This is a genomic window from Archangium violaceum, from assembly GCF_016859125.1.
Classification (GTDB): Bacteria; Myxococcota; Myxococcia; order Myxococcales; family Myxococcaceae; genus Archangium; species Archangium violaceum_A.
In genome coordinates, this window is the sequence record NZ_CP069338.1 from 12,558,324 (window position 1) to 12,580,925 (window position 22,602).

23 protein-coding genes and 1 pseudogene are annotated in these 22,602 nt (G+C 66.5%); 13 read left to right on the plus strand and 11 right to left on the minus strand.

Going from position 1 to position 22,602, the window contains the following annotated elements; all coding sequences use genetic code 11:
- Nucleotides 1-7 precede the first annotated feature (7 nt).
- The 3 genes from JQX13_RS53070 to JQX13_RS55205 are packed head-to-tail and all read left to right on the plus strand — an operon-like array spanning nt 8 to nt 2,297.
- A complete protein-coding gene (locus JQX13_RS53070) occupies nt 8-214 on the plus strand; it encodes a hypothetical protein (RefSeq protein WP_203406954.1) in 207 nt (68 codons plus the stop codon).
- Nucleotides 211-1,008, plus strand: a complete 798-nt coding sequence (locus JQX13_RS53075) for a hypothetical protein (RefSeq protein WP_203406955.1) — start codon at nt 211-213, stop codon at nt 1,006-1,008. The genes JQX13_RS53070 and JQX13_RS53075 overlap by 4 nt, the downstream gene beginning before the upstream one ends.
- 11 nt (nt 1,009-1,019) lie before the next feature.
- Nucleotides 1,020-2,297: an AT hook motif domain protein gene (locus JQX13_RS55205; protein WP_239014414.1), complete on the plus strand. Its 1,278-nt coding sequence runs from the start codon at nt 1,020-1,022 to the stop codon at nt 2,295-2,297.
- Nucleotides 2,298-3,050: 753 nt separating this feature from the next.
- On the opposite strand, the gene JQX13_RS53085 is transcribed toward JQX13_RS55205, so the two are convergent.
- On the minus strand, nt 3,051-3,668 hold the full coding sequence (locus tag JQX13_RS53085) for a tyrosine-type recombinase/integrase (protein ID WP_203406956.1): 618 nt from the start codon (nt 3,666-3,668) through the stop codon (nt 3,051-3,053).
- Between the two features lie 29 nt (nt 3,669-3,697).
- Between JQX13_RS53085 and JQX13_RS53090 the strand changes: the two genes are divergently transcribed.
- Nucleotides 3,698-5,191 (plus strand): terminase large subunit domain-containing protein, encoded by a 1,494-nt coding sequence (locus JQX13_RS53090; protein ID WP_239014415.1) that lies wholly within the window; start codon nt 3,698-3,700, stop codon nt 5,189-5,191.
- Here JQX13_RS53090 and JQX13_RS53095 read toward each other — a convergent pair whose 3' ends face one another.
- Both JQX13_RS53095 and JQX13_RS53100 read right to left on the minus strand, forming a co-directional pair.
- Entirely contained in the window at nt 5,192-6,160 is a 969-nt protein-coding gene (locus JQX13_RS53095; protein ID WP_239015541.1) for a DUF4268 domain-containing protein, read from the minus strand.
- A gap of 336 nt (nt 6,161-6,496) precedes the next feature.
- Nucleotides 6,497-7,864, minus strand: a complete 1,368-nt coding sequence (locus JQX13_RS53100) for an IS4 family transposase (protein WP_203406958.1) — start codon at nt 7,862-7,864, stop codon at nt 6,497-6,499.
- A 173-nt stretch (nt 7,865-8,037) separates the two neighbouring features.
- Here JQX13_RS53100 and JQX13_RS53105 point away from each other — a divergent pair, with 173 nt between their 5' ends.
- The gene (locus JQX13_RS53105) at nt 8,038-8,376 is read left to right on the plus strand and encodes a hypothetical protein (protein WP_203406959.1); all 339 of its coding nucleotides are present in this window, start codon (nt 8,038-8,040) and stop codon (nt 8,374-8,376) included.
- 121 nt (nt 8,377-8,497) lie between these two features.
- Here JQX13_RS53105 and JQX13_RS53110 read toward each other — a convergent pair whose 3' ends face one another.
- The 3 genes from JQX13_RS53110 to JQX13_RS53120 form a co-directional block, all read right to left on the minus strand.
- A complete protein-coding gene (locus tag JQX13_RS53110) occupies nt 8,498-8,887 on the minus strand; it encodes a hypothetical protein (RefSeq protein WP_203406960.1) in 390 nt (129 codons plus the stop codon).
- A gap of 278 nt (nt 8,888-9,165) precedes the next feature.
- Nucleotides 9,166-10,119 (minus strand): serine/threonine protein kinase, encoded by a 954-nt coding sequence (locus JQX13_RS53115; protein ID WP_203406961.1) that lies wholly within the window; start codon nt 10,117-10,119, stop codon nt 9,166-9,168.
- Nucleotides 10,120-10,432: 313 nt separating this feature from the next.
- Complete coding sequence (locus tag JQX13_RS53120; RefSeq protein WP_203406962.1) at nt 10,433-11,518, minus strand: serine/threonine-protein kinase; 1,086 nt, start codon at nt 11,516-11,518, stop codon at nt 10,433-10,435.
- Between the two features lie 301 nt (nt 11,519-11,819).
- Here JQX13_RS53120 and JQX13_RS53125 point away from each other — a divergent pair, with 301 nt between their 5' ends.
- The 3 genes from JQX13_RS53125 (at nt 11,820) to JQX13_RS53135 (ending at nt 15,200) form a co-directional block, all read left to right on the plus strand.
- The gene (locus JQX13_RS53125; RefSeq protein WP_203406963.1) at nt 11,820-12,029 is read left to right on the plus strand and encodes a hypothetical protein; all 210 of its coding nucleotides are present in this window, start codon (nt 11,820-11,822) and stop codon (nt 12,027-12,029) included.
- Nucleotides 12,026-13,828: a phage portal protein gene (locus JQX13_RS53130; RefSeq protein ID WP_203406964.1), complete on the plus strand. Its 1,803-nt coding sequence runs from the start codon at nt 12,026-12,028 to the stop codon at nt 13,826-13,828. Before JQX13_RS53125 ends, JQX13_RS53130 begins: the two co-directional genes overlap by 4 nt.
- Nucleotides 13,829-14,078: 250 nt before the next feature.
- Nucleotides 14,079-15,200: a head morphogenesis protein gene (locus JQX13_RS53135; RefSeq protein ID WP_239014416.1), complete on the plus strand. Its 1,122-nt coding sequence runs from the start codon at nt 14,079-14,081 to the stop codon at nt 15,198-15,200.
- 3 nt (nt 15,201-15,203) lie between these two features.
- On the opposite strand, the gene JQX13_RS53140 is transcribed toward JQX13_RS53135, so the two are convergent.
- The 5 genes and pseudogenes from JQX13_RS53140 to JQX13_RS53155 form a co-directional block, all read right to left on the minus strand.
- Nucleotides 15,204-16,151, minus strand: a complete 948-nt coding sequence (locus tag JQX13_RS53140; protein WP_239014417.1) for a hypothetical protein — start codon at nt 16,149-16,151, stop codon at nt 15,204-15,206.
- A gap of 72 nt (nt 16,152-16,223) precedes the next feature.
- Nucleotides 16,224-16,328 (minus strand): annotated as a pseudogene (locus JQX13_RS56770) (hypothetical protein); the annotation flags it as partial.
- On the minus strand, nt 16,325-16,885 hold the full coding sequence (locus JQX13_RS53145; RefSeq protein WP_203406966.1) for a helix-turn-helix domain-containing protein: 561 nt from the start codon (nt 16,883-16,885) through the stop codon (nt 16,325-16,327). The pseudogene JQX13_RS56770 and the gene JQX13_RS53145, both read right to left, overlap by 4 nt.
- A complete protein-coding gene (locus JQX13_RS53150; RefSeq protein WP_203406967.1) occupies nt 16,882-17,160 on the minus strand; it encodes a hypothetical protein in 279 nt (92 codons plus the stop codon). Before JQX13_RS53150 ends, JQX13_RS53145 begins: the two co-directional genes overlap by 4 nt.
- Before the next feature lie 29 nt (nt 17,161-17,189).
- Nucleotides 17,190-18,698, minus strand: a complete 1,509-nt coding sequence (locus JQX13_RS53155; RefSeq protein ID WP_203406968.1) for a PQQ-like beta-propeller repeat protein — start codon at nt 18,696-18,698, stop codon at nt 17,190-17,192.
- Between the two features lie 188 nt (nt 18,699-18,886).
- On the opposite strand from JQX13_RS53155, the gene JQX13_RS53160 reads away from it, so the two are divergent.
- Genes JQX13_RS53160 through JQX13_RS53180 form a run of 5 tightly spaced genes read left to right on the plus strand, consistent with a single transcriptional unit; the run spans nt 18,887 to nt 22,566 of the window.
- Nucleotides 18,887-19,069 (plus strand): hypothetical protein, encoded by a 183-nt coding sequence (locus tag JQX13_RS53160; protein ID WP_203406969.1) that lies wholly within the window; start codon nt 18,887-18,889, stop codon nt 19,067-19,069.
- Nucleotides 19,062-20,405, plus strand: a complete 1,344-nt coding sequence (locus JQX13_RS53165) for an XkdF-like putative serine protease domain-containing protein (RefSeq protein ID WP_203406970.1) — start codon at nt 19,062-19,064, stop codon at nt 20,403-20,405. The genes JQX13_RS53160 and JQX13_RS53165 overlap by 8 nt, the downstream gene beginning before the upstream one ends.
- Nucleotides 20,402-21,208 carry a hypothetical protein gene (locus tag JQX13_RS53170; RefSeq protein ID WP_203406971.1) on the plus strand — a complete coding sequence of 269 codons (807 nt, stop codon included), beginning with the start codon at nt 20,402-20,404 and terminating at the stop codon, nt 21,206-21,208. Before JQX13_RS53165 ends, JQX13_RS53170 begins: the two co-directional genes overlap by 4 nt.
- 21 nt (nt 21,209-21,229) lie before the next feature.
- Nucleotides 21,230-22,168: a phage major capsid protein gene (locus tag JQX13_RS53175; protein WP_239014418.1), complete on the plus strand. Its 939-nt coding sequence runs from the start codon at nt 21,230-21,232 to the stop codon at nt 22,166-22,168.
- Between the two features lie 14 nt (nt 22,169-22,182).
- Nucleotides 22,183-22,566, plus strand: coding sequence for a hypothetical protein (locus tag JQX13_RS53180; RefSeq protein ID WP_203406972.1), 384 nt, complete (start codon nt 22,183-22,185; stop codon nt 22,564-22,566).
- The last annotated feature ends 36 nt before the right edge of the window (nt 22,567-22,602 follow it).

A 22,602-nucleotide genomic window follows, 5' to 3' on the forward strand; every position in this document is an offset into this window, starting at 1 on the left:
ATCGCGGATGGCGCTCACAGACCTCATCAAGCCGACCCCTGAGTCGGACCGTCCCCCCGGAATCACCTGCGACAAGTACACCCGCAGCGAGAGCACTCGATGCGTCCACTACCTATCCAACGGTGGCTGCGCCCGCGCTGACGAGTTCATGTGCGTGGAGTGGCTCAAGAAGCACGGCCCCCTGGTTCCGCGGCAGGAGGGGCGGGAGCGATGAGCAGCCTGCGCGGCATGGTGGACCAGTTGCGGCGGGAGGCCCTCTCCTCCCAGCACCTGGTGGCGTTCGCAGCGGCCCGCCCCCAGCAGCCCGCCCTTGCGTGCCACCAGAACATGGCCTCGGTGCTGGAGGCGCTCGCCGATGAGCGCGAGGACACCTACCCCCAGCGCGAAGCCCTCGCTCAGGCGCTCCTGGCCGAGCACCGCGCTGGCGCAGGCCCCCTCTGGACCCAGGCGCTCGTCGCCGCCTTCTACCCAATGCTCAGCCGGCTCCGGCACCGGCTGGTGGCCAGCTCCCTGTCGCGAGAGGATCTCGACCAGCTCGTTCTCACGGCCTTCCTCTCGGCGCTGGAGCAAGTCCCACTCAACGATCGCAAGGCCCGTACCGCCCTCCGGCTCCGCCAACGGACGGAACGGCTCGTGTTCCGCACCCTTCGCCGCGAGCGAGCGGAACAGCAACTTGCCGCCGCTGCGGACGAGCTGGCCTCCGATGCCGCCGAGCTGGGGCTCCTCGAGCCCAGCGTGGAGGAGCCTCCCGAGGAAGAGCGGGAGACACTGCCTGCCTTGCTGGCGCAGCTGCCAGATGGGGCGCTCTCCGCGCGTGGGCGCGAGGTGCTCGTCGCCACCGTCCTACGGAGGGAGCGACTCCGAGACTACGTCCATCGCACCGTTGCCGGGGATGAACAGACGCGCGAGCGCGCCTACCAGCGTCTCAAGCGGCAGCGGACACGGGCCCTGCAGCGACTGCGGACGCTCTTCTCCGCGTCCCCGCTCGCCCAGGCCAGTGGCTTCTGAAGAGGGCGAGCATGCCGGACGCGGCGCAGAAGAAGGCGGGAAGGCCACGCAAGAGCGAGGGCCCGCGCCTGCCCTACGAGGAGGTGGATCGGCTCCTCGTTGAGGGTGAGGAAGTCGCTGGGGACGATGGGAAGCCAACCCGGCGTTTCCCCTCTCTGCGCGAACTCGGCCAGCGCTTCGGCGTCGCCCACAGCCTCATCGCCCAGTACGCCAAGCAGTATGACTGCCAGGGCCGGCGCCAGCGCTTCCTCGCAGGAGAGCCCGTAGAGCGGGTGGTGCTCCCCAAGAGCAGGCCCGAGTGCCTCGCTCCCCAGGCGGAGGAGTCCCTACCCACCCCAGACGAGCCCTCGCCGCCTCAAGACGAGCCGCCCCCGCCGTCCCAGGCAGAAAGGGTGACGTTCCAGCATCGGGCGGAGCCTCCACCGCTCGAAGCAGAGAGCGCGACACCAGAGCCCCAGCCCGCCGCCCGGCAGTTCCAGTTCCCCCCTGAGTCGGAATCTGCCCCTGCACCTTCGCGCCGCCCCCGCGGTCGTCCCCACAAGGCGGACGCCCCGCGCATCCCCTACGAGGAGCTCGACAAGCTGCTCGTCTTCGGCGAGGTCGTCACCCTGCCGGATGGCTCCACCACCACCGTCTACCCATCGCACCGAGAGCTGGCTGAGCGCTACGGCGTGAGCACCAGCCTCATCGGCAACTACGCCCAGAGCCACAACTGCAAGCGCCGCCGCGAGGAGGCCAAAGCTCGCATCGCCGCGCGTGCCGATCAGAAGCTCGTCGAACTGCGCGCCACCGCCATCGCCGTCTCCAAGGACGACGCTGTGCGGATGATCGACAGCTACCTGCTCAACTTCGAGAAGGCGCTCGGCGAGGGCCGCGTCCGCTTCGACAACCCCACCGACTTCAACACCATGGTGCGCCTCAAGGAGTACGTCCTCGGGGGCGCCGACTCGCGGCAGGAGATCCACGCCTCGCTCTCGCTCGAGGACCTGCAGGCGCGCCACGCCCGGATGATGCGCGAGGTGCGGGAGGCGACAGCCCGCGAGCAGGGACTTCTCGATGCACGGCCCGCGAGCAGCCCGGCTCCCTCCAGCGAGGGCGGCGTTCACTTTCCCGAGGCACGTTCACTTCCCGAGGGCCGTTCAGTTCCACGGGAGGCGCGTTCACTTTCCGGGGCTCGTTCAATTACGACTGGGGATGGGGAGCCCCCGCCCCGCCCCTCCGAGGACGCGGTTGGGGAATTGACGCCCCAGGCCAGAAGCGCAGGCGGGGGCGAGGAGGACGAGCCGTGAGCCTCCGCCCGCGCCGCCAGTTCCAGGCACAGCGCCAGGTCCTCCAGCTCCGGCCCCAGAGCGCCGTGCTTGGCCCAGGGCGCGCGAAAGGGCCGAGGATCGCCCCGTTGCGGCTGCGCTCGCGCTGCGGCGCCCTGGCGCCCCCTGCGCGGAGTCCGGGCAGCCGGGCCGGGAGTGCCGGCGGGCTCGCCCTGGACGTGCCCCCGACGGAGGCCTCGCAGCCTGGGGGCGCTGCGCCGAATGGCCGAGAAGGGAGAAAAGCGGCAGTTGGCGCACGCGGCAGCTTGTGTTTCTGCGGGGTTATGGGCCCTTGGTGGCGGCCCAGGCGCGGGGACGAATGGCCGCATTCCTCAGTGTGGCGCCCCCGGCGCAGGGCCACCAGCAGCCCGGTCTGGAGCACCTCCCCGGGCTCCGGGACGGATGGAGCGCAGCCCCTGGTCAGCTCCCCCGAGGCCCCTGGCTGGGAGGCGCTGGCGGCAGGTGGGCCTCCACAGGCCGCATCTTGCCTACAACCGCTCACCATGGGGGGGGAGGGTGCGTTTTTCGGGAGTCGCACCCCGCGGGCTGGAGTGCTTGGCCAACCTTTCAAGTGGGTAGGTTTTTGGAAATTGAACGGTCCCCCTCGGGGAAATTGAACGCCCCCTGATCATTTTCGAACGACAAGTGCTTCCCTACATCGTCTCCACCACCAACCAGCCCCCGCGAGGACAGGTTCTGGCATCCAAACCTGTCCCGCGCGCACCTGCCCCCACCTCAGCAGGGCAGCTCCTGCACGGCCCGCACCAGCTCGTCATCGGTCGGGTGCGTGTAGCGGGCGGTGGACAGCAGCGAGCGGTGGCGGGCGAAGCGTTGGGTGAGCCGGATGTCCTTCGTTCGCCGGTACACGCCCGAGCAGGCCGTGTGCCTCAGCGCGTGGAAGTTGAAGCGCCGCTCCAATCCCGCCCGCTCCTGCCACACGCGGAAGGCGTGCCGCACCTGGCGCGCCGACAGCCTCCGGCCCAGCCGGCTCACGAAGAGCGGGGACTCGGAGCCAAGCTCTCCCCCGCTGGCGCGGCGCGCGCGCAGCAGTTTCTCCAACTTCGCCCGCACGGTGTCCGAGAGCACCACCTCTTGGGGCGCCGGCTCTGGACTGCTGCGCTTGAAGACGCGCAGGCGCACGTGGCGCCGGGCCCGTCCAGCCTCGTCGAACACGTCCCCAAGGTTGAGGGCCAGCAGCTCGTGCTCACGCAGGCCCGTCGCCAACGCCAGGCTCATGAGCACGTGATCGCGGAAACCCTCCCGGTGCTGGCCCGACGCGCGCAGCAGGGCTGCAACCTCGCGCTCGGTGAGTGTCCTTGGGGGGCGGGAGATGGATTCGGCATAGGCGGCCATAGGGGTTCCTCCAAGCAGTGGACGCCCTCATGCAGGCTGCCGCGCGCGAGGAAGGCAAGTCCGTCCACCCCTCTCCTGCTGGGGACGTGCTGATGCTCGGCATCGTCAAGCGCACCGAGGAGGAGTTCGCCGAGTGGCTCTCCACGGAGTGGGGCTTCCTCTCGGGCCTGGCCTCCTACGATGACGAGCCCGTCGCACTCGAGCCCTACCAGTTCGCATTCCTCCAGAACCGCTCGCGCTTCCGCTGGGTCACCAAGAGCCGGCAGGTGGGCTTCTCCTTCCTCTTCGCCCTCGAGGCCCTTGCCCGCTGCCACCTGCGCGAGAAGCACACGGCCGTCTTCGTCAGCTACAACCTCGACGACGCCAAGGAGAAGATCCTCGTCGCGCGTCAGGTGCATGAGGAGCTGCCTCTGGCCTACCAGAAGCGGCTGGTGGTGGACTCGAAGACGGAGCTGGCCTTCGAGTCCAACGGGGCCGGCAAGCGCCTGTCCCGCATCCTCTCCCACCCCTCCAAGGCCCCTCGCGGAAAGAAGGGCGACGTCTACCTCGACGAGCTGGCCCACTACGCCAACGACCGCGAGGTGTACCGCGGCTCGACGGCCCTCATCCTCCGTGCCCAAGGACAGCTCACCGGCTGCAGCACCCCGCTCGGGCGCCGCGGCATCTTCTGGGAGATCGCCAACGAGGAGCTGCGCCAGTTCCCGCACCACACGCGGCAGCTCGTCCCCTGGTGGCTGTGTCGCTTCTTCTGCCACGACGTGAAGCGCGCGGCCGCCGAGGCCCCGGACATGCCCACAGAGGATCGCGTCGCTCGCTTCGGCCGGCCCACCCTCATCGAGCAGTTCGACTCGCTGCCGCTCGAGGACTTCCAGCAGGAGTTCGAGTGCCGCTTCGTTGACGAGACGTACAGCTTCTACCCCTACGAGCTCATACTCCCGTGCACCAGCGATGACCTGATGCTGGCCGATGAGCCGGCGAGCATCCCCACGCCGGAGGGACGCCTCGTCGCCGGCTTCGACGTCGGCCGCACGCGCGACCGCTCGGAGCTGGCCGTGTTCGAGGAGGTAGAGGGCCGCTTCACCTGCAGGATGATGCGCAGCTTCGACGGGGTGCCCTTCTCCGAGCAGGAGGCCGAGTTGCGGCGCCTGCTCTCGGTGCTGCCGGTGGCTCGCCTCTCCATCGATCGCAGCGGCATTGGCATGAACCTCGCCGAGAATCTGGAGCGCGACTTCCCCCAGGTGGTGGCCGAGAACTTCACCAACGAGGCCAAGGAGCGCTGGGCCACGGACTTCAAGATTCTGCTCCAGCGCCGGGACGTCGTGCTGCCGAGGGACCGGAACCTCGTCGGCCAGGTCCACGCCATCAAGCGCCGAGTGCTCCCCTCGGGAAAGGTGAGCTTCGACGCCGAGCGCAACGCCCGCGGGCACGCGGACAAGTTCTGGGCCGTGGCGCTGGCGTGCCAGCGAGAGCGGGCCCCCAGCAGCCCACGGAGCGGCGAAATCGCTGTCCGCGTCCTGGGGTAATCAGCTCGCGGGATGCACCGCCTTGGCGAGCTCCGGGAGTCTCGGGCCGAAGACCTTCTTGAAGCGAAGGAGGCGCTCCACTGCCCACTTGCGATGCTGCTCTTGCATCTCCGCAGGATCTTCGATGGACCCTGTCGTGTAGCACGCCACACGACACGCCCTTCGCGTGTCCAAGCGTTCCCACCGAAGTGGCTCACCAAACTCTTTCTCGAGCGCCTCCTTCTGGGATTCCAGCTTGTCGAACACGTGCTCGTTCGTCGCCCGATCGCCGAGATCGATGTAGACCTCCGCACGCAGTTCACCGCTCTGCGCGAAGCTCATGCCGTAGGTGAACCCGCGGGTGCCAGATGAGAACGAGTACCAGTTCTGTGGCTGCCCGGCCTTGGCGTTCGTGAAGCGGTGCTTCTCGCGCAGTTCATCAATCAGCGACTGGAAGAACTCCTGGTAGGACGAGCGCTTGCCCGAGACCTCATCGATGCCGGGGCCCCGCTTCGACTGGCGTGACCAGTTGTTCGGGGACGCAACGAGTCGGAAGTTGACGGCTGGTTTCGAATCGTCGATCTGCAGAAGCTCGATGACGATGCCGAAGTACTCCGTCGTCACCCCATCTCCCCGGTTGAGCCAATCGAGCGCCTGGCGGTGCTCCTCACGGAAGTCCCGCGAGACCCAGATGACGACGCTGGCCTCAAGGCCGGCCGCGTAGGTGATGAGTTGCCCGAGGTGCGAGTGATCCGTCACCTCAAGCTGGTTCTCGATGACGACGAGGCGGTCGCGGCCAAGGTCCCTCGCAAGGATGTCGACCGAGAAGTCGCCGACATCGGCCTCGCGGTCGACAACCTCCAGCTCCATGCCGAGCGCCTCTCCGAGTATGTCGATGTTGTCCACGAGCCAGGGGGTAAAGTCGTGGGCCTCATGCTTCCAGATGCTGCGGGGGTCAACCCGCTGAAGCTTCCCGAGCGTGCTTGTCACGCCCGCCAAGCTACCGCACTCCCAGCAACCCCGTCGACTGGATCTCCTCTGCGGGAAACGAGGCCCCCTGATGCCCGAAGTCAAGGAGGACGCCCCAGCCGTCCGCAGCCACACTGCTGTCGAGACGGTCGGCAGCAAATGCGGTAGAAGGGAGGCTCTTGAGCCCACCCCTTTCAAGGTCGATGGCGGGTGATTATTTCAGAAGGGACAAGTAGGGAAGTCATGGAGAGCCAAGGCGCCTTGGCTCTCCATCAAGACATGACCATCACATGAGCGCCCATCACTGGACACTCTTGGGGTCGTCTAGTCTTTTGGATGTCTCAGTTCCCTCCCAGCTCAGGAGAGCTTTTCTCCTTTAAGCACACGCGCTGTCGCTACGTGTTTGCGCGCCACCTCCCCTGGCGCATAGCCCTTCTTCACTTTCTTCTTGGCTGCCCGAGGATGCTTGCGCAACGTCTTGAGCTTCACCTTCTTCGCCATTTCCAAAAGGGCCGCACTCAGTTGCTCGGCGGACTGTATTTCCTGCTCCGCCCACTCCTCTGGCTCCACCATGACCATCATTCCTCCGTAGGAGAATTTCACCTCGGCGGCGATGTAATAGGTGGACACTTGCATATTTTTTGCCTCCAAGTCATGGCTGGCTTCCACCGCTGACTTCACTACGGACAACGCGTTGTAGGCCAACACCGCCACCCCAAAGGCCAGCAGCGCCGCTCTCGGCTTCCCCAAACTCCGCACCTCACTCTCGAGCACCGCCTCCAGTTCTCCAAACATCCCTTCAATCTTCCAGCGCTTCCTGTACAGCTCCGCTACTTCCAGGGCGCTCAGTCTCTCCTCGGGCACATTCGTGAGCAACCGAATGACTGTTTCCCCATCCTCCGTTGGCTCCTCCAGGTGCACTTCCACTCGCCTCAATTCCAACGGCTCTTCCCCCTCCAGGCGCACCGCTTGCTCGTAGACCAGTCCTGTTGCTCCTCGTCCTATCTGCCGCTTCTCTCCCAACGCCATGGGATTGGGCGACAGGCCATGCTCTCGGATGATGAATCCCGCTCGCTTCTCGTGCACCGCACGTAGAATCCGACTCGTGGAGAAATTCCTGTCGGCCAGCCACAGCTCTCCCTCCCGCACTCGCTCCAGCACGGGCCCCGTCAACGCCCGCTCCTGCGCATGTGCATCCTCCGCGGGCAGCACGTCCACCACCAACCCCACCTCGGGCGCGTACACCACCAAGGACTGCCCGGGCAGTGCTGCTCCTCGGAAGTTCCTCAGTGGCTTGAGCCTCTTCTCGCTGGCCGGCAAGTGATTGCCATCCAAGACTCGTACCTGGTAGCCCGCCGCCCACGGCCCTTGCTTCTTCATCGGCCGCACCACGGGCAACAGTCTCTCCGCGCTCCCTTGCACCAGCGCTCGCACCACCTGGGGTTCGGTGCGATTGACTTTGTCGTAGAGCGCTGCCAGCGAGACGCTCAAGCCTGGGTCCGACTGGGCCGCGGCGTGCAGCGACGGTCTCAAGCCCATCGCCACCAGCCCCATCAAGTCCACTACCGAGGAGAAGAGCAGCTCGCGCGTGTACTGCTTGTCCCGCTGTGCTTCAAATACCTCGTCAATCCACTGCGAACTCAGGGCATGCTCCAGCGTGCGGCGCACCATCACCGTCACCGGACTGCGCTGCGTGAAACGCTCTACGATTGCATTCAAGGCCACGTTCGTTCCTCCGCGTCGGGGCGTGAGGACTTCGTCTTGGCCGTCCGTCGTCCCGGACCCACCTCCGCCCAGATGGGCATTCACCTTCCCACCTGACCGCTATGGTAGCATCCTCCATATGACCTTGAAAGTGGTGGCTCTTGAGCCCTTGGTGTGGGCAGGGGGGAAATGTGATGATCGAAGACAACATCGTGCGCGTTGGCCGTGATGAGGCCATGTCGCACCTCAAGCCAATGCTCAACGGATACCGGCGCTTCTGGAACCGGGTTTACATCGGGGTCACAGCCAGTCCGGAGAAGCGCTGGGCGAAGCACTCACGCAATGGCTGGGCGAAGATGGTGCTCCTCTACGAAGCGTACAGGCCGGATATCGCCATTGACTTGGAACGAGATCTGATCGACTACGCTCATCGGTGCAACTTCTTGATGCCCCCTGACAACATCAACCCTGGCGGGGAAGGCATCGGAAACGAGCAGCGGTATCACTACCTCTACGTGCTCGTGGGAGAATAGGCTGCAGATGCTTGCCTTTGGGAAGCTCGCACGGGACACAGCTTTTCGGCTGTTCCTGTGCGAGGCGATGGCGCTCGCGCGCTGATGCGAGCGCCACCTTGAGTGGGAACTCGACTCCCTCCTACCCTGGCTGCGCTCCCGCCAACTGGCCCTGTTGGGCGTCCTGCTCCACGAAGGCCACGCTCCAGAGGCACTCCAGCAGGCCGAGCATGGCCTGCCGGGGCGGCAGCTGCGCTTGGGTGAGTCGCTCCCGGGTCTCCTTCGCGAACGCCGCAGCTTCCTGCGACAACCTCGTGGAGCCCCTACGCCCTCGGGCCAGCGCCTCGCTCAGCCCGTGCTCGTACCCCAGGTTGAAGTAGGTCGCCTCCCGCTTGCTCCGGACTTCGTCGAGCAGGGACTCCAGTTCCAACATGGGCTGCTTGTCATCGCCGAGCCTGTCCAGCACCTGCTGCTGCAGGCGCTGAATCCGCTTCCGGGCTGCCTTGTGGTCAACGCGGCGCGCAGCAGCCACGTCCACAGGGTGTTCCTCACTGTGTTGGCGTTCCACCTGCTCGAAGTAGTTGGGGTGCTTGGGGAGATGACGTTTGCGATGGTGTTGCTGTCGTTGTGGTGATAGCTTTCGCATCCGGCGAGCCTTTGTCTGGTGAAGGGTTGCCCACGGGCCCGGACGTTGGCGCGTCGCGGGCCCACTTCAAGAGTAGGGCTTCATCTGCGGTGACAAGCAACTCATTTCCACTGCAACTCAGCCAAGTTTGCTCTCGCCTCGCCCAGCACCACGGATGATGTCTATCAATGCAAGCGTTTCTTCGTCGCAGCCTTCCCGGAAGCACGAAGTACGCCCCGCTCAATAGGGAGAGCAGCTATCTCCCGGAGGGAACCTGGCTCGAGCAAGGAGGCCAGTTCCTCCGCGGCTTCCGGAGGGCCGAAGGGCGGCCCCAGATCGCGCAGGTAGCTGCGCAGCTCCTCGCGCATCTCTCCCCCCGTCTGGTACCGCTCGGTTGGTTCCGGGCGCAGCGCCTTGTGCAACACACGCTTGAGCGGCTCGGGCACATCCCCCGCTGCTCGCTCCACTTCCTCTGGGCGGAGGCTGAGCACGTGGTGCGCCAACTCCCCCGGCGGAGCCCATGCCCTCCTCTCGGCGTGCACCTCCGCGCTGTACTGCGCCGAGCCCGGCGGGCCGCCGGGTACCGGGGGAAGGTCGGGCAGATCGAGCAAGTAGCGCCCCGTCAACATCTCCAGCAGCACTACCCCCAAAGAGAAGAGATCCGCCCGCCCGTCCAGCGGCTCGAAGAGGAACACCTCGGGAGCGGCATAGGTCAGGTCCGCCCTGAGCACCAGCGGTGGCGTGCGCAGGCGCCCAGGCTGCTCCGAGTATGCCGCGCCGAAGTGACCCAACTTCACCTCGCCGCTGCGCCCCAGCCGGATGCTCATAGGGCTCACAGCCCGGTGGACAACACGCAGTGGCCGACCCTCCTCCCCCTCGAGGTGGTGCGCGTAGTGCAGAGCGTCCGCCACCTCGGCGGCGATGTAGCAGGCGAAGGCCGGGGACAGCCTCCGCTCCTGCAACAGCGCCACGTCCATGGCGGTAGCCAGGAAGCAGCCCGACATGTGCTCCATGATGACGTAGGGTTCCCCCTCGTACTCCTCCAGCGTGAACACCCGGGAGATGTTGGGGTGGTGCAGCCGAGTGGCCAGTTGCACCTCTTCGGCTGCGCGCAGCCGGCGCTCCTCCCCCGGAGGCATCACCACCCGCCTGATGAGGACAAGGTGAGGTGCTCCGCCCTGGCGTGGTCGACGCCGGGCGATGACCAGAGGCTCGTGGTCCTCGTGCTCCACCAGGGTGCGAATGAACTCGTACCGGTACTCTTGCCCCTCAAAGAGGAGCCGAGAGGCTCCCCGGGGCCTTGGGAATGAGCCCGGCGCCTTGGATGTCTTTGTCTTCACAGCTACACCTCCGACAGCACCCAGCAAAGCCTTGCATGAGAGTGCGCGCTCGGACGGCTAGCATTGGAAGCAGCGAAAGGAAAACCCTTCTCAAAACCTCTCAACCATTGTCTCAGCTCCAGAATCTGTCAACAACTCGCTCCGCAGCCCAGCGCAATGCGGCCACGGCGGCAGCAGGGCTGAGCGGGCTTGCCGCTGGAGCCGGAGGCTTGCCGCGCCGGGGCCTTTGTCGGGTCCACTGCACCAACCACGGTGGCGCCCCTGCATCTATCAGCGCCGGCTCGTCCTCGGTGGTGCGCACTTCCTGGCCCCAGCCGTAGAACAGCGGCATGTCCCAGGTGGCCTCTGTCCCTTGCAGCACCTCCTCCAGCGCCTGCCCCAGCGCCACCGCACTCGCGAGGCGCGTGATCGGCTCCTTCTCCAGAAGGCGCATGCACAATTGACTGAGGGCTCGCGGCACGCGCGGGTTGATCTGGTGCGGGGCCGCGGGCACACGCCCCAGAATCTCCCCGAGCATGAGATCCTCGGGGCCGTCGAAAGGGTGCACGTCGGTGAGCAGCACGTAGAGGATGACGCCCAGCGCGTACAGCTCATCCGTCTGCGTGTAGCCGTAGCGCGCTCCAGGCCCGCAGCTCTGCCGAAGGAAGAAGCGCACGGACTCGGGGCTGCGGTAGTGGAGGGTGCCCGGAGCCAAGGCACCGCGCGTGACGCGGGGCGCACCACCCCACGCCGCCGAGCCGAAGTCCACCAGCACCGGCTCCTGCTCCCCGGCGCGCACCAGCACGTTGTCGCCTTTAAGGTCACGGTGCAGCACTCCCTCTCGGTGCAGAAACGCGAGCGCGCGTGCCAGCTTCAGCACCACCCTCGCCACCTGGCGAGCCGAAGGGTTCTCCTCCCGTGCCCACTCGTACAGGGGCTGCCCCTCCACGTACTCCATGAGCAGCACCAGGTACTCCGGCGCCTCCTCCGGCCACTCCGCATGGCCCACCAGCCTCACCACGTTGGCATGCCGCACGTGCACCAGCACCGACAGCTCTCGCCGGCCCCACTCCCCGGCGTCCCGGAGGGGGATGAACTTGAGCGCGCGGCGGTGCCTTCTCCACCGCGCCAGGAACACCTGGCCGAAGCCACCACCCCCAAGCCTCAGGGTCAGGCGGTAGCCAGCGACCACCATCCCCTCCTTCGGCTTGCTCCTCACAGGCCCTCTCCAAAGCAGAGGACGCCTGGAGCCGACTTACTGGCCAGGGGACAGAGTGCAGCCATGGTGTCTACCTCCAGAGTGGGAACACCTGCGAAAGGAGAGGCTGCCCCTACCCTGTAACTCTCATGGAAGCGGCTCACCAGCGCCTACTCGACACGATCGGCTCCAGCTCGCGGCGAAGTCACCTGTCGTGTCCCCATCTCCTCCTCCCCACGCTTTGCCACCTCAGGAGGCCAGGGGGCCTGTCCCCCTGTGAGACAGGAGCACACGCAGCCTCCACTGGCTCACGGGTCAACCCATGCGGCGCGTGGTCAAGGTCTTCATCATCCCAACGCAACGTGGCCCGGCCGCGCCCCCCGAGCCAGCCCCCGAGTTCACCGTCGAAGCCCGCACGGAGGATGGGCTGCTCGATGCGGCTCGCACCGAGCTGGCCTCGCGCGGATACCGCCTCCGTTCGCTCTCGTTCTCCCCCACAGGCCTCGTGGCGTACATGGAGGGCCACCCGTGACGACTCCGGGGGCCATCCACCAGGCCGAGGAGCGCCTGCAGACGTTGCTCAAGGCCGTCGTCGTCAGTGCCCGCGTGCAGGATCCGGCGAGCCGCCCTGCTGGCGAGGAGGTCGCAGCAGCCTTCGCCGCCGCTGGCGCGCTCCACCCCCCCTATGAGCCGGAGTCCCTCTGCCTCCTCGTGGAGCACTCCAACTCGCTCCGCCAGAACGTCGACGCCTACGCCACCAACATCGATGGCTTCGGCCATCGCTTCGAACCGGCCATCGACTTCGACGCCGAGGACGCCACGCAGAAAGTCGCCGACGCGATGATGCTCGAGCGCCTCGTCGCACGTGACTCAGGGCTGCTGCCGGCAGATACCCCGCCCTACCCCTCTGAGGAGGAGGTAGCTGCGCGCAAGGCCGAGTTGCAGAAGCTCGCCCGCATCGAGCGTGCACGGCTGGAGTCCTTCTTCGACTTCTGCTGCTTCGACCACTCCTTCGTCGACCTGCGCCGCCGCACGCGGCAGGACCTTGAAGTCACTGGCAATGCCTTCTGGGAGGTGCTCCGCGACGGCAAGGGTGACATCGCTCGGCTCGTGTACGTGCCCTCATACACGGTGCGCTTGTTGCCGTTGGACTCCGAGCCCGTTGAAGTGCGTGAGCGGGTGCGCGTGTCCGCCGTCAGCTACGACACCGTGGGAGCCCGAAGGCGCCTGCGCCGCTACGTGCAACTCCAGGGCAGTGAGCGCGTGTACTTCAAGTCCTTCGGCGATCCGCGCGTGCTCTCCCGCTCCACGGGGCACACTTTCCCGGACGTGGCCTCGCTTCGCGCAGCGGCCCCCACTGACGGGCCGGCCACCGAGCTCCTCCATTTCGCCATCCACTCGCCGCGCTCGCCCTACGGCATTCCGCGGTGGGTCGGCACTCTGCTCTCCGTCCTCGGCTCGCGGCAGATGGAGGAGGTCAACTACCTCTACTTCGAAAACAAGAGCGTCCCACCCATGGCCCTCCTGGTATCCGGCGGGCGGCTCTCGGAGGCCTCGGTGCCTCGCATCGAGCGCTTCATTGAGGAGAACCTCAAGGGCAAGGCCAACTTCCACAAGATTCTCATCCTGGAGGCCGATGGCTCGGGCACCGGCGACGGGGGCCGGGCGAAGATCGAGCTGCGTCCGCTCACGGATGCACAGCAACAGGACGCTCTCTTCCAGCAGTACGACGAGCGGAACATTGACAAGGTCGGCAGCGCCTTCCGCCTGCCGCGCATGCTGCGCGGCGAGAGCAAGGACTTCAACCGCGCCACGGCCGAGAGCGCCCTGCGCTTCGCCGAGGACCAGGTCTTCCAGCCGGAACGCGACGAGTTCGACTTCCTCGTCAACCGCAAGCTCCTGGCCGACATGGGCATCCGCTTCTGGCGCTTCCGCTCGCAGACGCCCGTCACGCGTGACCCGGAGCGGATGACGGAGATGGTCGAGCGCCTCGTCCGTGTCGGCGTGCTCACCCCCGAAGAGGGCAGGATCCTGGCGGGCGACATCTTCAACCGCGAGTTCCGCAAGATAGGGGATGACTGGACCAAGCGTCCCATCACCCTGACGCTCGCGGGCATCCAAACGGGCGTCGAGGATCTGCGCGCCCGCACGGCGAAGGGCCACCTGCTGGAGGACGCGAAGCAGCTCCTTGCCTTGCGCGAGAACCTCCGTGCCGAGGAGGAGCGGCTCGCACTCGGACGGATGGAGCTCGCGCGGCGCTATCTCGATGCCGAGCGTGTCGCAGTGCCGCGCGAGGAGTTCGAGTCCTGGCTCTCGGAAGGAGCGGGATGACGCCTGAAGAACTGCAACGCGCGTGGGTACGCCAGGCGCAGGCAGATGCGGAGCACGGAGTCATCGAGTGCCGGATGTGCAAGCACCGCTCTGGCCTCGACGAAACGACGACGCTCTGGCGCAACGGAATGCTTGTCTTCGCGCTCTGCGACCGGTGTGCAGGCAGCCACGACATCGCGTTCTCCCCAACTGAGGCGGGCGTGGAGGTCCGTGCCAGGCGCCGCGGGCCCCTCATTGTCGGAGGCCACAGGTGAGCCCTCCCAGTCAGATTCCAGGGGCACCGCCGGTACCTGAGCTGTCTCCACCCGCTGACCGACTGCTCCTCGTCCACCAAGCACGGGAGTTCGCGGACGACATCCTCAATGGCGTACTGCGGCTGCCCGTCAAGAAGGCTCTGGACCTTGGGACTCCTGCCGGCTTCGATCGTGCTGTGGCTGCGCTCGCCAGCCGCCTGAGGCGCGCAACCGGGCGCTCGGACCTCGCGGCCGTCCGGGAGGCCATTGCCGTACTGGACGTGAACTGGGCTCGGACGACACCGGAGCAGAGGCGCCGGCTGGTGAACGATGCCCTCGTCGCAGCCAGCCGTGCCACTGCCATCATCCCCGAGCGCATTCAGGCCCCCCTTGGAGAAGCAGCCACCTCGGTCGTTGCAGCAACGCGCTCGCATACTCGACAGGCCCAGGGGCTCGCCATCCGGGCCGAGTTCAACGCCCTCGACCGCCGTATCCTCGCGCACGTGGTGCGCTCGCAGACGAACTTCGTCCGGGACGAGTACGGCCGGCGCCTGGATTCCTTCAGCGAGCAGGCCCGGCGCATCGTCGCCGAGGGGCTCAAGGCTGGCTTGGGGAGAGCCGACATCGCCGCAGACCTGGAGCGAGCGGCTCGGGCTGCCCTCGTTGGCCGCGCGCCTTTCTATTGGGAGGTAGTGGCCGGCGCCTTCATCGGCCAGGGGCGTTCCTTCGCTCAGATGAGCAGCTACGCCGAAGCAGGCATCGACCGCTATCGCATCGAAGCAGTGCTCGATGAGCGGACCACGCACATCTGCCGGTACCTACACGGAAAGACATTCTCCGTAGGCGAAGCCCTGCGGCACTTCGACCGGCTCGGAAGCCTTGAGCGCCCGGAGGACATCAAGCGCGAGTTGCCCTGGGTCCGGGAGCGGATGGACACGGGGACGGGGCGAACGGTGCTCTACGTGGACCGAGGCGGCGAACAAACGACGCTTGCTGAGGTGCTCCGTTCCGCCGCTGGCACCCGAGATGATCGCGGCGAGTTCCGGCCAACGGCCTCGGAGGCAACTCTCCGGGAGGCCGGCATCGGATTCCCGCCGTACCACGGGCTCTGCCGCACCACGACGCTCGCGGTCGTTTGAGGGCTACTCCTGGCCGTCCTGGCGAACAGTTCGAATTCGCTTGTAGGTCTCCGAGATATCGAGCGCTTCGTTTCCACGACGAATCGATGAGAATTCATGGACGGCGAAGAGGTTCTCCGAGAGCGCGATTTCTCCGAGCTTCACGATGAAGTTGTGCGATCCGTAGAGCGTCACCCATCCGTACAGCGAGGGCGGGACATAGAAGAGCGTGACCGCGTGTTCGTCTGTCGGGACGATCGGCTGCGTACCGTGGGGAAGCTGCAAGACGAACCTGGAGTCGACCGCGACTTGGTCCGGTGCGAGGCGTTCGGGATGGCGGATGTCTTCGCCCAAGATATAGCGGCGCAACTCGTCGAACTCGGGTGCAAGCGCGAACTGGGAGCCGACGCGGGCAGCCAGGACGTTGAGCACGATCTTGGCAATAGCTCTGTTCACGTCGTCGGGGCAGTACGACATGTTGACGTGAACCGATGGGTTGGGAATCGATTGCCCCTCGGCAATCGCCTCGCCACTTGCCACACGAGAAGCATGCTGTGCGTACGCTGCCTGCCAGTTCGCTTGGAGCACCGCCACGAGTTGCTGGGCATCCTCGGCCGTCTGGGCCCGGAGGTAGCCGTCGTTCTCGCGGTGCATCACAAGGCGCGCATAGGGACCAGCGTCGCTGGGACCGAGCTTGACGTACATCTTGGAGAGACGACCGGCATTTATCTGCCTCATGACGAAGGCATCAAGGCGCTTCAGGGAGTCGGTGTCGGCCGTGAGGATGCAGATCCTCGCGAGACTGCCATCTGGCGCGACGTGGACCTGCGGCATAACCACGGGGCGCACCTCGTTCGTGAGGGCCACGTCGATCATGAGCCCCGTGGCCTCGTCTTTGACGAAATGATCGCCGCCAAGTCGCACGTCGAACGCAGCCTTCGGCGTGAAGCCGATCCGCGAGAGCGCCACCAACGACCGTTCCGCCAGTGCTTGGTCCAACGGGGAGAGCCGCCGGGAGTTGCAGTCCCCGCAGAGGATGGGCTGGACAAAGTCGCCTCCGAGCGATCGAGGAAGGACGTGTTCCCGCGTTGGCTCGCGCACCTGGCGGCAGTAGATGCACGTGATGGTGGTAGGAGATGGCGTGCTCACTCGTCGTCGTCCTTCTCTTCCTCGGCCTTCTTCCTCGCTAGCCAGGAGGCAGCGAATGCTGCCCCGATGGCCGTTCCGATCCCCGGCAAGAGCGCCGTTCCGATCGCTGCTGCTGCGAGCGCTCCGGCGGTCACACCTGCGGTGGCGACGGCCGTTGATCCCATCGCGACGGCCTTCGTCCGGTTCTTGGCCACGCCAGACCGCAGAAGCCGGCGCATCGTGTCCAGTTCCTCCGGCGTCAGATGGGCTTGAACCTCCTTGGCTTCCTTGCTACCCGGCACCTTGGCGATCGCATCGAGTTCATCTCGGCCGAGCAAGAGGAACACGGGGGAGACACCGAGCGCGGCGGCGAGGCCGACCAGCGTCGAAAGTCGAGGGTCTCCTTCGGCCCCCTCAAGCTGGTTGATCGTCGCCCGCGAAACGCCACCAGCGGCGGCGAGTTGGTCTTGGGACAGCCCAAGAGCGCTGCGCGCCGCCGAGAGGTTGCGAGCGAGCGTGTCTCGCACCTCCTCGAGCGGCAGGGCCAGGGGCACCAAGTCAGGAGCGCGATCCGTCATGCCGAGCGCCTCATGTCGTTAGCGGCGCTGCGCAGACGCGCGACTTCGGCAGCGAGAATGCGCACCTGCTCGTTCTTGTCCCCGAGGAGAGCGCGGAGCAAAGCGAGCTGCTGCTCCTTGGCGGCAAGCTCGGCCTCGAGCTGCTGCAGGCGAGCACGGTTCGCAGCCTGCTCCTTCTTCCGCTTCTGGTGCTGGTCGACACCGTACGCCGTACCGCCGATCCCGAGAAGAACTCCGACCGCTGCCACGATGCGCCAAAGGACGATGGGGTTCATGTTCGTTCTCCTGGTTGTTGGGTCGTTGATCAACTCTTCACCAGACGCAGGGTCGGGTGCGCCACGGGCAGAGCGCTGCCGGTGAGCTCGTTGAAGAGGGCGTCGGTGGTCGCGCAGTCAGCGGTCACGTCCTCGACGACCCGCGTGAACTCGCTCATCCGCTCCGAGAGGCTGTCGGCGAGTGCCATGTCCGCAGTGATCGCCTGCTCGATCACGCGATCCGCCTCGCGCGCCTTTCCGATGAGCCAGCGACCACCGACTTGGGCCCCGACGAGAACGGGAAGGCCGACGAGGCCAAGCGGCGCCATTACGAGAGGGAGCAGGTCCAGCGCGGTCTTCGCGGCGGTTCCTCCGATGGCGCCAGCCACCGTCACTTCCCCACGTCGTGCAGCACGGATCTCCGAGAGAAGATCTGTGCCCACAGCGAGCACGCAGAAGCCGACCGCAACGCCCTGCTTGGCGAACTCCTTTGCAACTTCCGGCGCCATCTCGAGCGCCTTGGTGCCCAGGTGGTAGAGCCCGGCGTCGGCCACTGCACCGCCAGCACCGAAGATCGCCCCGGTGCCAGCAGCCTTGCCGACGGTCTTCGCGTTGACCTTCCCCTCGGTGGCGAGTTGCACAACGAGGGACACGACGGCCGCAGACGCGGCGGCAATCGCGGCGCCACCGCCGATGCGGCCGATGACACCACGCGCCCTGTACGCGGCGGTGATATCGTCGCGCAGCTGTTTCAGCTCCTGGCGGGCAACGGGGTCGAGGCCGTCGACCTTGCCGGCCTTGATGTTCGCCATCAACTGCTCGGCCCGCTTCTCCAGGCTCGGAATCCCGCGCAGACGGACCTTGGCTTCCTGAAGGCGGCGCGCCTGGCCCTCCGTGAAGGCGTCGGGCGCGACACGGGGTGTCCCATCCGCGTTGACGTAGCGTGCGTCGACATAGCCGACCTTGCCGTAGCCGGGAGTCTTCGCCATCTCGACAAGCGTGTCCGCGACGTACCGCGGGCCACCGGTCTTCACCTGCCCGTTGTACTTCCACACCACCTCGCCGTTCTTGGTGTTGAAGGCGAAGACGACGTCCTTGCGGCTCGAAGAGTCGGGCGCGAGGCGGATGTCGCGGACGTTCGCCGCGACATGCTCGGGCGGGTTGACGATGCCTGTCTCATGCCCAGCGTGGAGGGCTCGGTAATCCGACGCAGCGATGACCTCTGCTGCCTTGCCGCCGGGGTTGGCCCCATTGATGAACGAGTCCAGAGACCGGCCCGAGGTCGCCATTTGCTCGGCAGCCGTCTGGGTTAGGCCGTTCAGCCTCGCCGTCCCGTCGCGAATCATGTCCGCAATTCGGAGCGCGTTGGCGCTGCCTGGGGCAGCGATAGGACGCGTCTGGTTGAGGGCTTCTGCGAAGACGCGGCCCTGGTCGAGCACCCCGGGGTCCGTCACTGCACGAGCGGTGACGCTTGGATGAACGGCGTTCGCGGCGGCAACCGCGCTGCCTGCTGCTGCCGTGTTGTCTGCTCGATCCTTCGGCTTCGGTTCGTCGGGCATGCGCGACCTCGGTTCGCTGGGCATGGGTAACCTCACCTGCCAACAATGAGCGGCTCAAAACGCAATGTCAACTATATCCAACATCATCTACTAAGCCGGCGGATGGTAGCTCCGGTCCACGATGTGTTTCTGCGGGGTTGTCCCCTCCGCGTGCGGGCGGCTCCTTTGCCCCCAGCGGAGGTCGACGCATGCCCGAGACTGCCAAGCCGCGCGAACTCGAGCGCCCCGACGAGGGCGCCGGGAAAGCTCCGTCCGCGGCTTCGCGCGAGCAGAAGCGGGATGAGCCCGTGGTCTGGCCGCGCGACATGAATGCGCCTACGACGAAGGACCCGGTCTGGGGCTCCGACCCGGAGGCGTTTCGCGATGCGTGACCGACGCGAGGCAGCCATCGCCTACGCCCGCCGAGTGCTCGCCGCGATCCGGGGCGAGACGGAGGTCGAGAAGACCATCTGGGGCTCGCCCGCGGGCAAGAAGCGCCTCGCCGACCGTCTCGTGGCGATGCTCCCGGCCCACAAAACCTACGTCGAGCCCTTCGCCGGCAGCGCCGCGGTGCTGTTCGCCAAGGAGCCCTCCAGGGTTGAGGTGATCAACGACGCAGACCCGGAGATTGCCGAGGCCTTCCGGCTCCTCAAGAAGCTCTCCCCCGAGCAGGTGGAGCGCCTGCGGAAGATGCCCTGGGTGGGCGACGAAAAGACCTTCAAGAGCCTCTACGACTCCGAGCCCAAGAGCGATCTCGAGCGGCTGTATCGCTTCCTCTACCTGTCCCACTTCTCCTACGGGCGGCTGCGCGGCCGCAGCTTCAGCCCGGCGGGAGCTGGCGTCGAGGCGCAGACCGTCACGCGCATTGAGCGCTTCGCCCCCCGCCTCAAGCACGTGAAGGTTTACAGCGGCGACTACGAGCGCGTCGTCCGCAAGTACGACGCCAAGGACACGGTCTTCTTCTTAGACCCACCCTACCCTGGCTACAACGTCGACGTCGGCGAGTCCAAGTTTGACGAGGAGCGCTTCCTCGGCGTCCTCAAGTCGCTCCGGGGCAGGTTCCTGATGACTTACGGCATCCGGGGCAAGCTCCCCGGGTTGCTGAAGGAGGCCGGCTATTTCGTCAAGCGCATCCGCACGCCGCGCAGCATCGCCTCCATGCGCGGCGTAGGGGGCTCCTCGGTTCTTACCCAGCTCCTCGTGGCGAACTACGAGCCAGCGCAGAAGGGGCTCGATGAGGACTTCGAGCTTGACGACTGGTCGCATGGTGAGCAGGGCGCGAGTGAGGCCTCCGCGCAGCCCTTCACCAAGAGCACGCTGCTCCTCAAAGGGCTCGATCCGAATGACGAGCGTTACGTTCTCGGCATCGTCCTGGAGCCCGAGGTGGTGGACGCCCAGGGCGACATCTACTCCACCGAGGAGATCCGCCGCGCAGCCCACCGCTTCATGGAGGAGTTCGGTGGCCTCGGGCTCATGCACCGCCTGCGCGTGAATGGCCAAGTGAAGGTGCTCGAGAGCTACCTGGCCCCCACAGACTTCACCGTGGGCGAGGTGCAGGTTCGCAAAGGCACATGGCTGCTCGCCGTGCGCGTCCTGTCCGATGAGCTCTGGGAGCGGGTGAAGAACGGCGCGCTGACGGGCTTCTCCATTGGCGGCTCAGCCCGCCGCGTGCCCGAGCCCGCCGGTCCCCCCTCCCCCACTGAACAGCCACAGGCGGAGGCCGCATGAGCACCCCTGCCAAGGATACCGAGGGTGTCCACCGCCTCCTCGACATGGTCGTCGAGGAAGTCTCTCTCGTCGACCGAGCCGCCAACCAACACCGCTTCCTCATCGTGAAGAGGGATGACGCGATGGATGACACCACCCAGGTCAACAAGGCTCCGGAGGGTGCCGATGGTTCCATGCGCCCCAACGCTGCTCCGTGGACCGTTCCGGATGACTCACCGCTGGGAGCCGCGCTCTCGGCGCTCGAAAGCCTGACAGCCATCGTTGAGCTGCTCGGCTCGCTCGGAGCCGACCGCGCTGATACCCGGCTGGCGGCGCTCGCGCAGCAACTGCGGGCGACAGCGGAGCAGATCCTCGCGCAGACGGGCTTTCCCGTAGGACCGGACTCCCCACCTGAGCCCGTCGAGGCAAGCGCCAAGTCGAACCAAGCCCCGCCTGCGGACAGCTCCTTCGCCAAGAACCTGGAGGCCGCCAGGAACGCCCTTTCTCGCCTGAACGAACTCACGGCCCAGGCCCAGGCAGCCAGAGCCGAGAAGCGTGAGCAACCGCTTCCGGGCTCCGAGCCAACCGCGCTCACGGAGGGCCTCGCGAAGCTCACCGAGTCGCTGCGCACCCTCTCGGACACCGTGAGGGAGCAGCAGCAACGCCTCGGCCGTTTGGAGAAGCACTCCGGCCTGCCCAACAGCGCCGCGCCCGCCGAACGCGTGTCCAAGGCCGCTCCCGAGGACGTGGGGTGGCCCCTTGACCTCAACAAGCCCATGAGCCGGGAGAGCGTCGACAAGGCGGTCTCCTTCCATGACCTCTGAGCCCCCCAGGAAACATTCGCCATGAGCTACCTCGACAACCGCACCATCCTGGAGAAGGCCGACCTCGCGCTCGCGGACCTCACTGCGGGCGGCGGCATTCTCAAGCCCGCCCAGGCGCTGAAGTTCATGCGTCTGCTCATCAAGCAGTCCGTGCTGATGCAGCTGGTCACCGTCGTCCCGATGGCCTCGCCCAAGCAGCAGACCTCCAAAATCAAGTTCGGCAGCCGCATCCTCCGGCCCGGCCAGGAGGCCACCGCGCTACCCGCAGCCCAGCGTGCTGCTCCCGACCTGTCCTCTGTCGAGCTGGATGCCAAGCTGTTCAAGGCCGAGGTCCGCCTCTCCGACGAGGTGCTCGAGGACAGCATCGAGCGGGGCGAGCTACGCCAGACGCTCATGGAGATGATGGCGGACGCCATCGCCCGCGACATGGAAGAGGTGCTCGTCAGCGGCGACACCGCCTCCGTGGATCCGTTCCTCGCGACGCTGGATGGCATCATCAAGCAGGCCACGAGCCACGTCGTCGATGCCGCCGGCACTCCCATCTCCAAGGACCTGCTGCGCGACATGCTCAAGACGATCCCCTCGGAGCACCTGCGCGACAAGAGCGCGATGCGCTTCCTGACGAGCGTGGATGCGGACCTCGACTACCGCAACACGCTCGCCGAGCGCGCCACCGCGGTGGGCGACAAGTTCCTCGAGGGCGACGCACCGGTCCTCTACTCGGGCGTTCCACTCCAGCCCATCCCCCTCTTCCCTGAGAACCTGGGGCCGAGCGCTGACCGCTCCGTCATCCTCCTGTGCAACCCGAAGAACATCCACGTCGGCATCTGGCGGCAGATCCGCATCGAGTCCGCGCGGGAGATTTCCGAGGGGACGCTGAAGATCGTGGCGACGCTGCGCTTCGACGTGAAGTACGCCGAGGAGCCCGGCGTGGCCAAGGCCATCAACGTCCAGCTGTGAGCGGAGAAAATTCCATGGAGACGCTGCTCGTCCGCCTCAAGCCCTATGACGCGCGCCGTGGCCACGTGCTGCGGCGCTTCACCTACGCCGGCATCAAATTCCAGGAGGAGCGCGGCTGGTACCGCGTGGAGAAGGCTGTCGCGGACTACCTGCGCACCGTGCGCCAGCTGCCGAGCGACAAGCACTCACCGCTCGCCTTTGACGTGTGCACCGAGGCCGAGGCCAAGGCCCTCGAGGCGGGTGAGGCCGAGGAGTCGAAGATCAAGCGTAGCGCCACCGACGACATCAAGCTCGTCACGGCGCGGCCCGTGGGGGCAGTCACCACGGAAGACCTGCCGAAGCCCAGCCCCCCTGCGGACGACAAGGACAACCGCCGCGGCAAGCGAGAGCGAGAGTGACGTGTACGCCTCGGTGGCCGACCTGCGTGGGGAGGG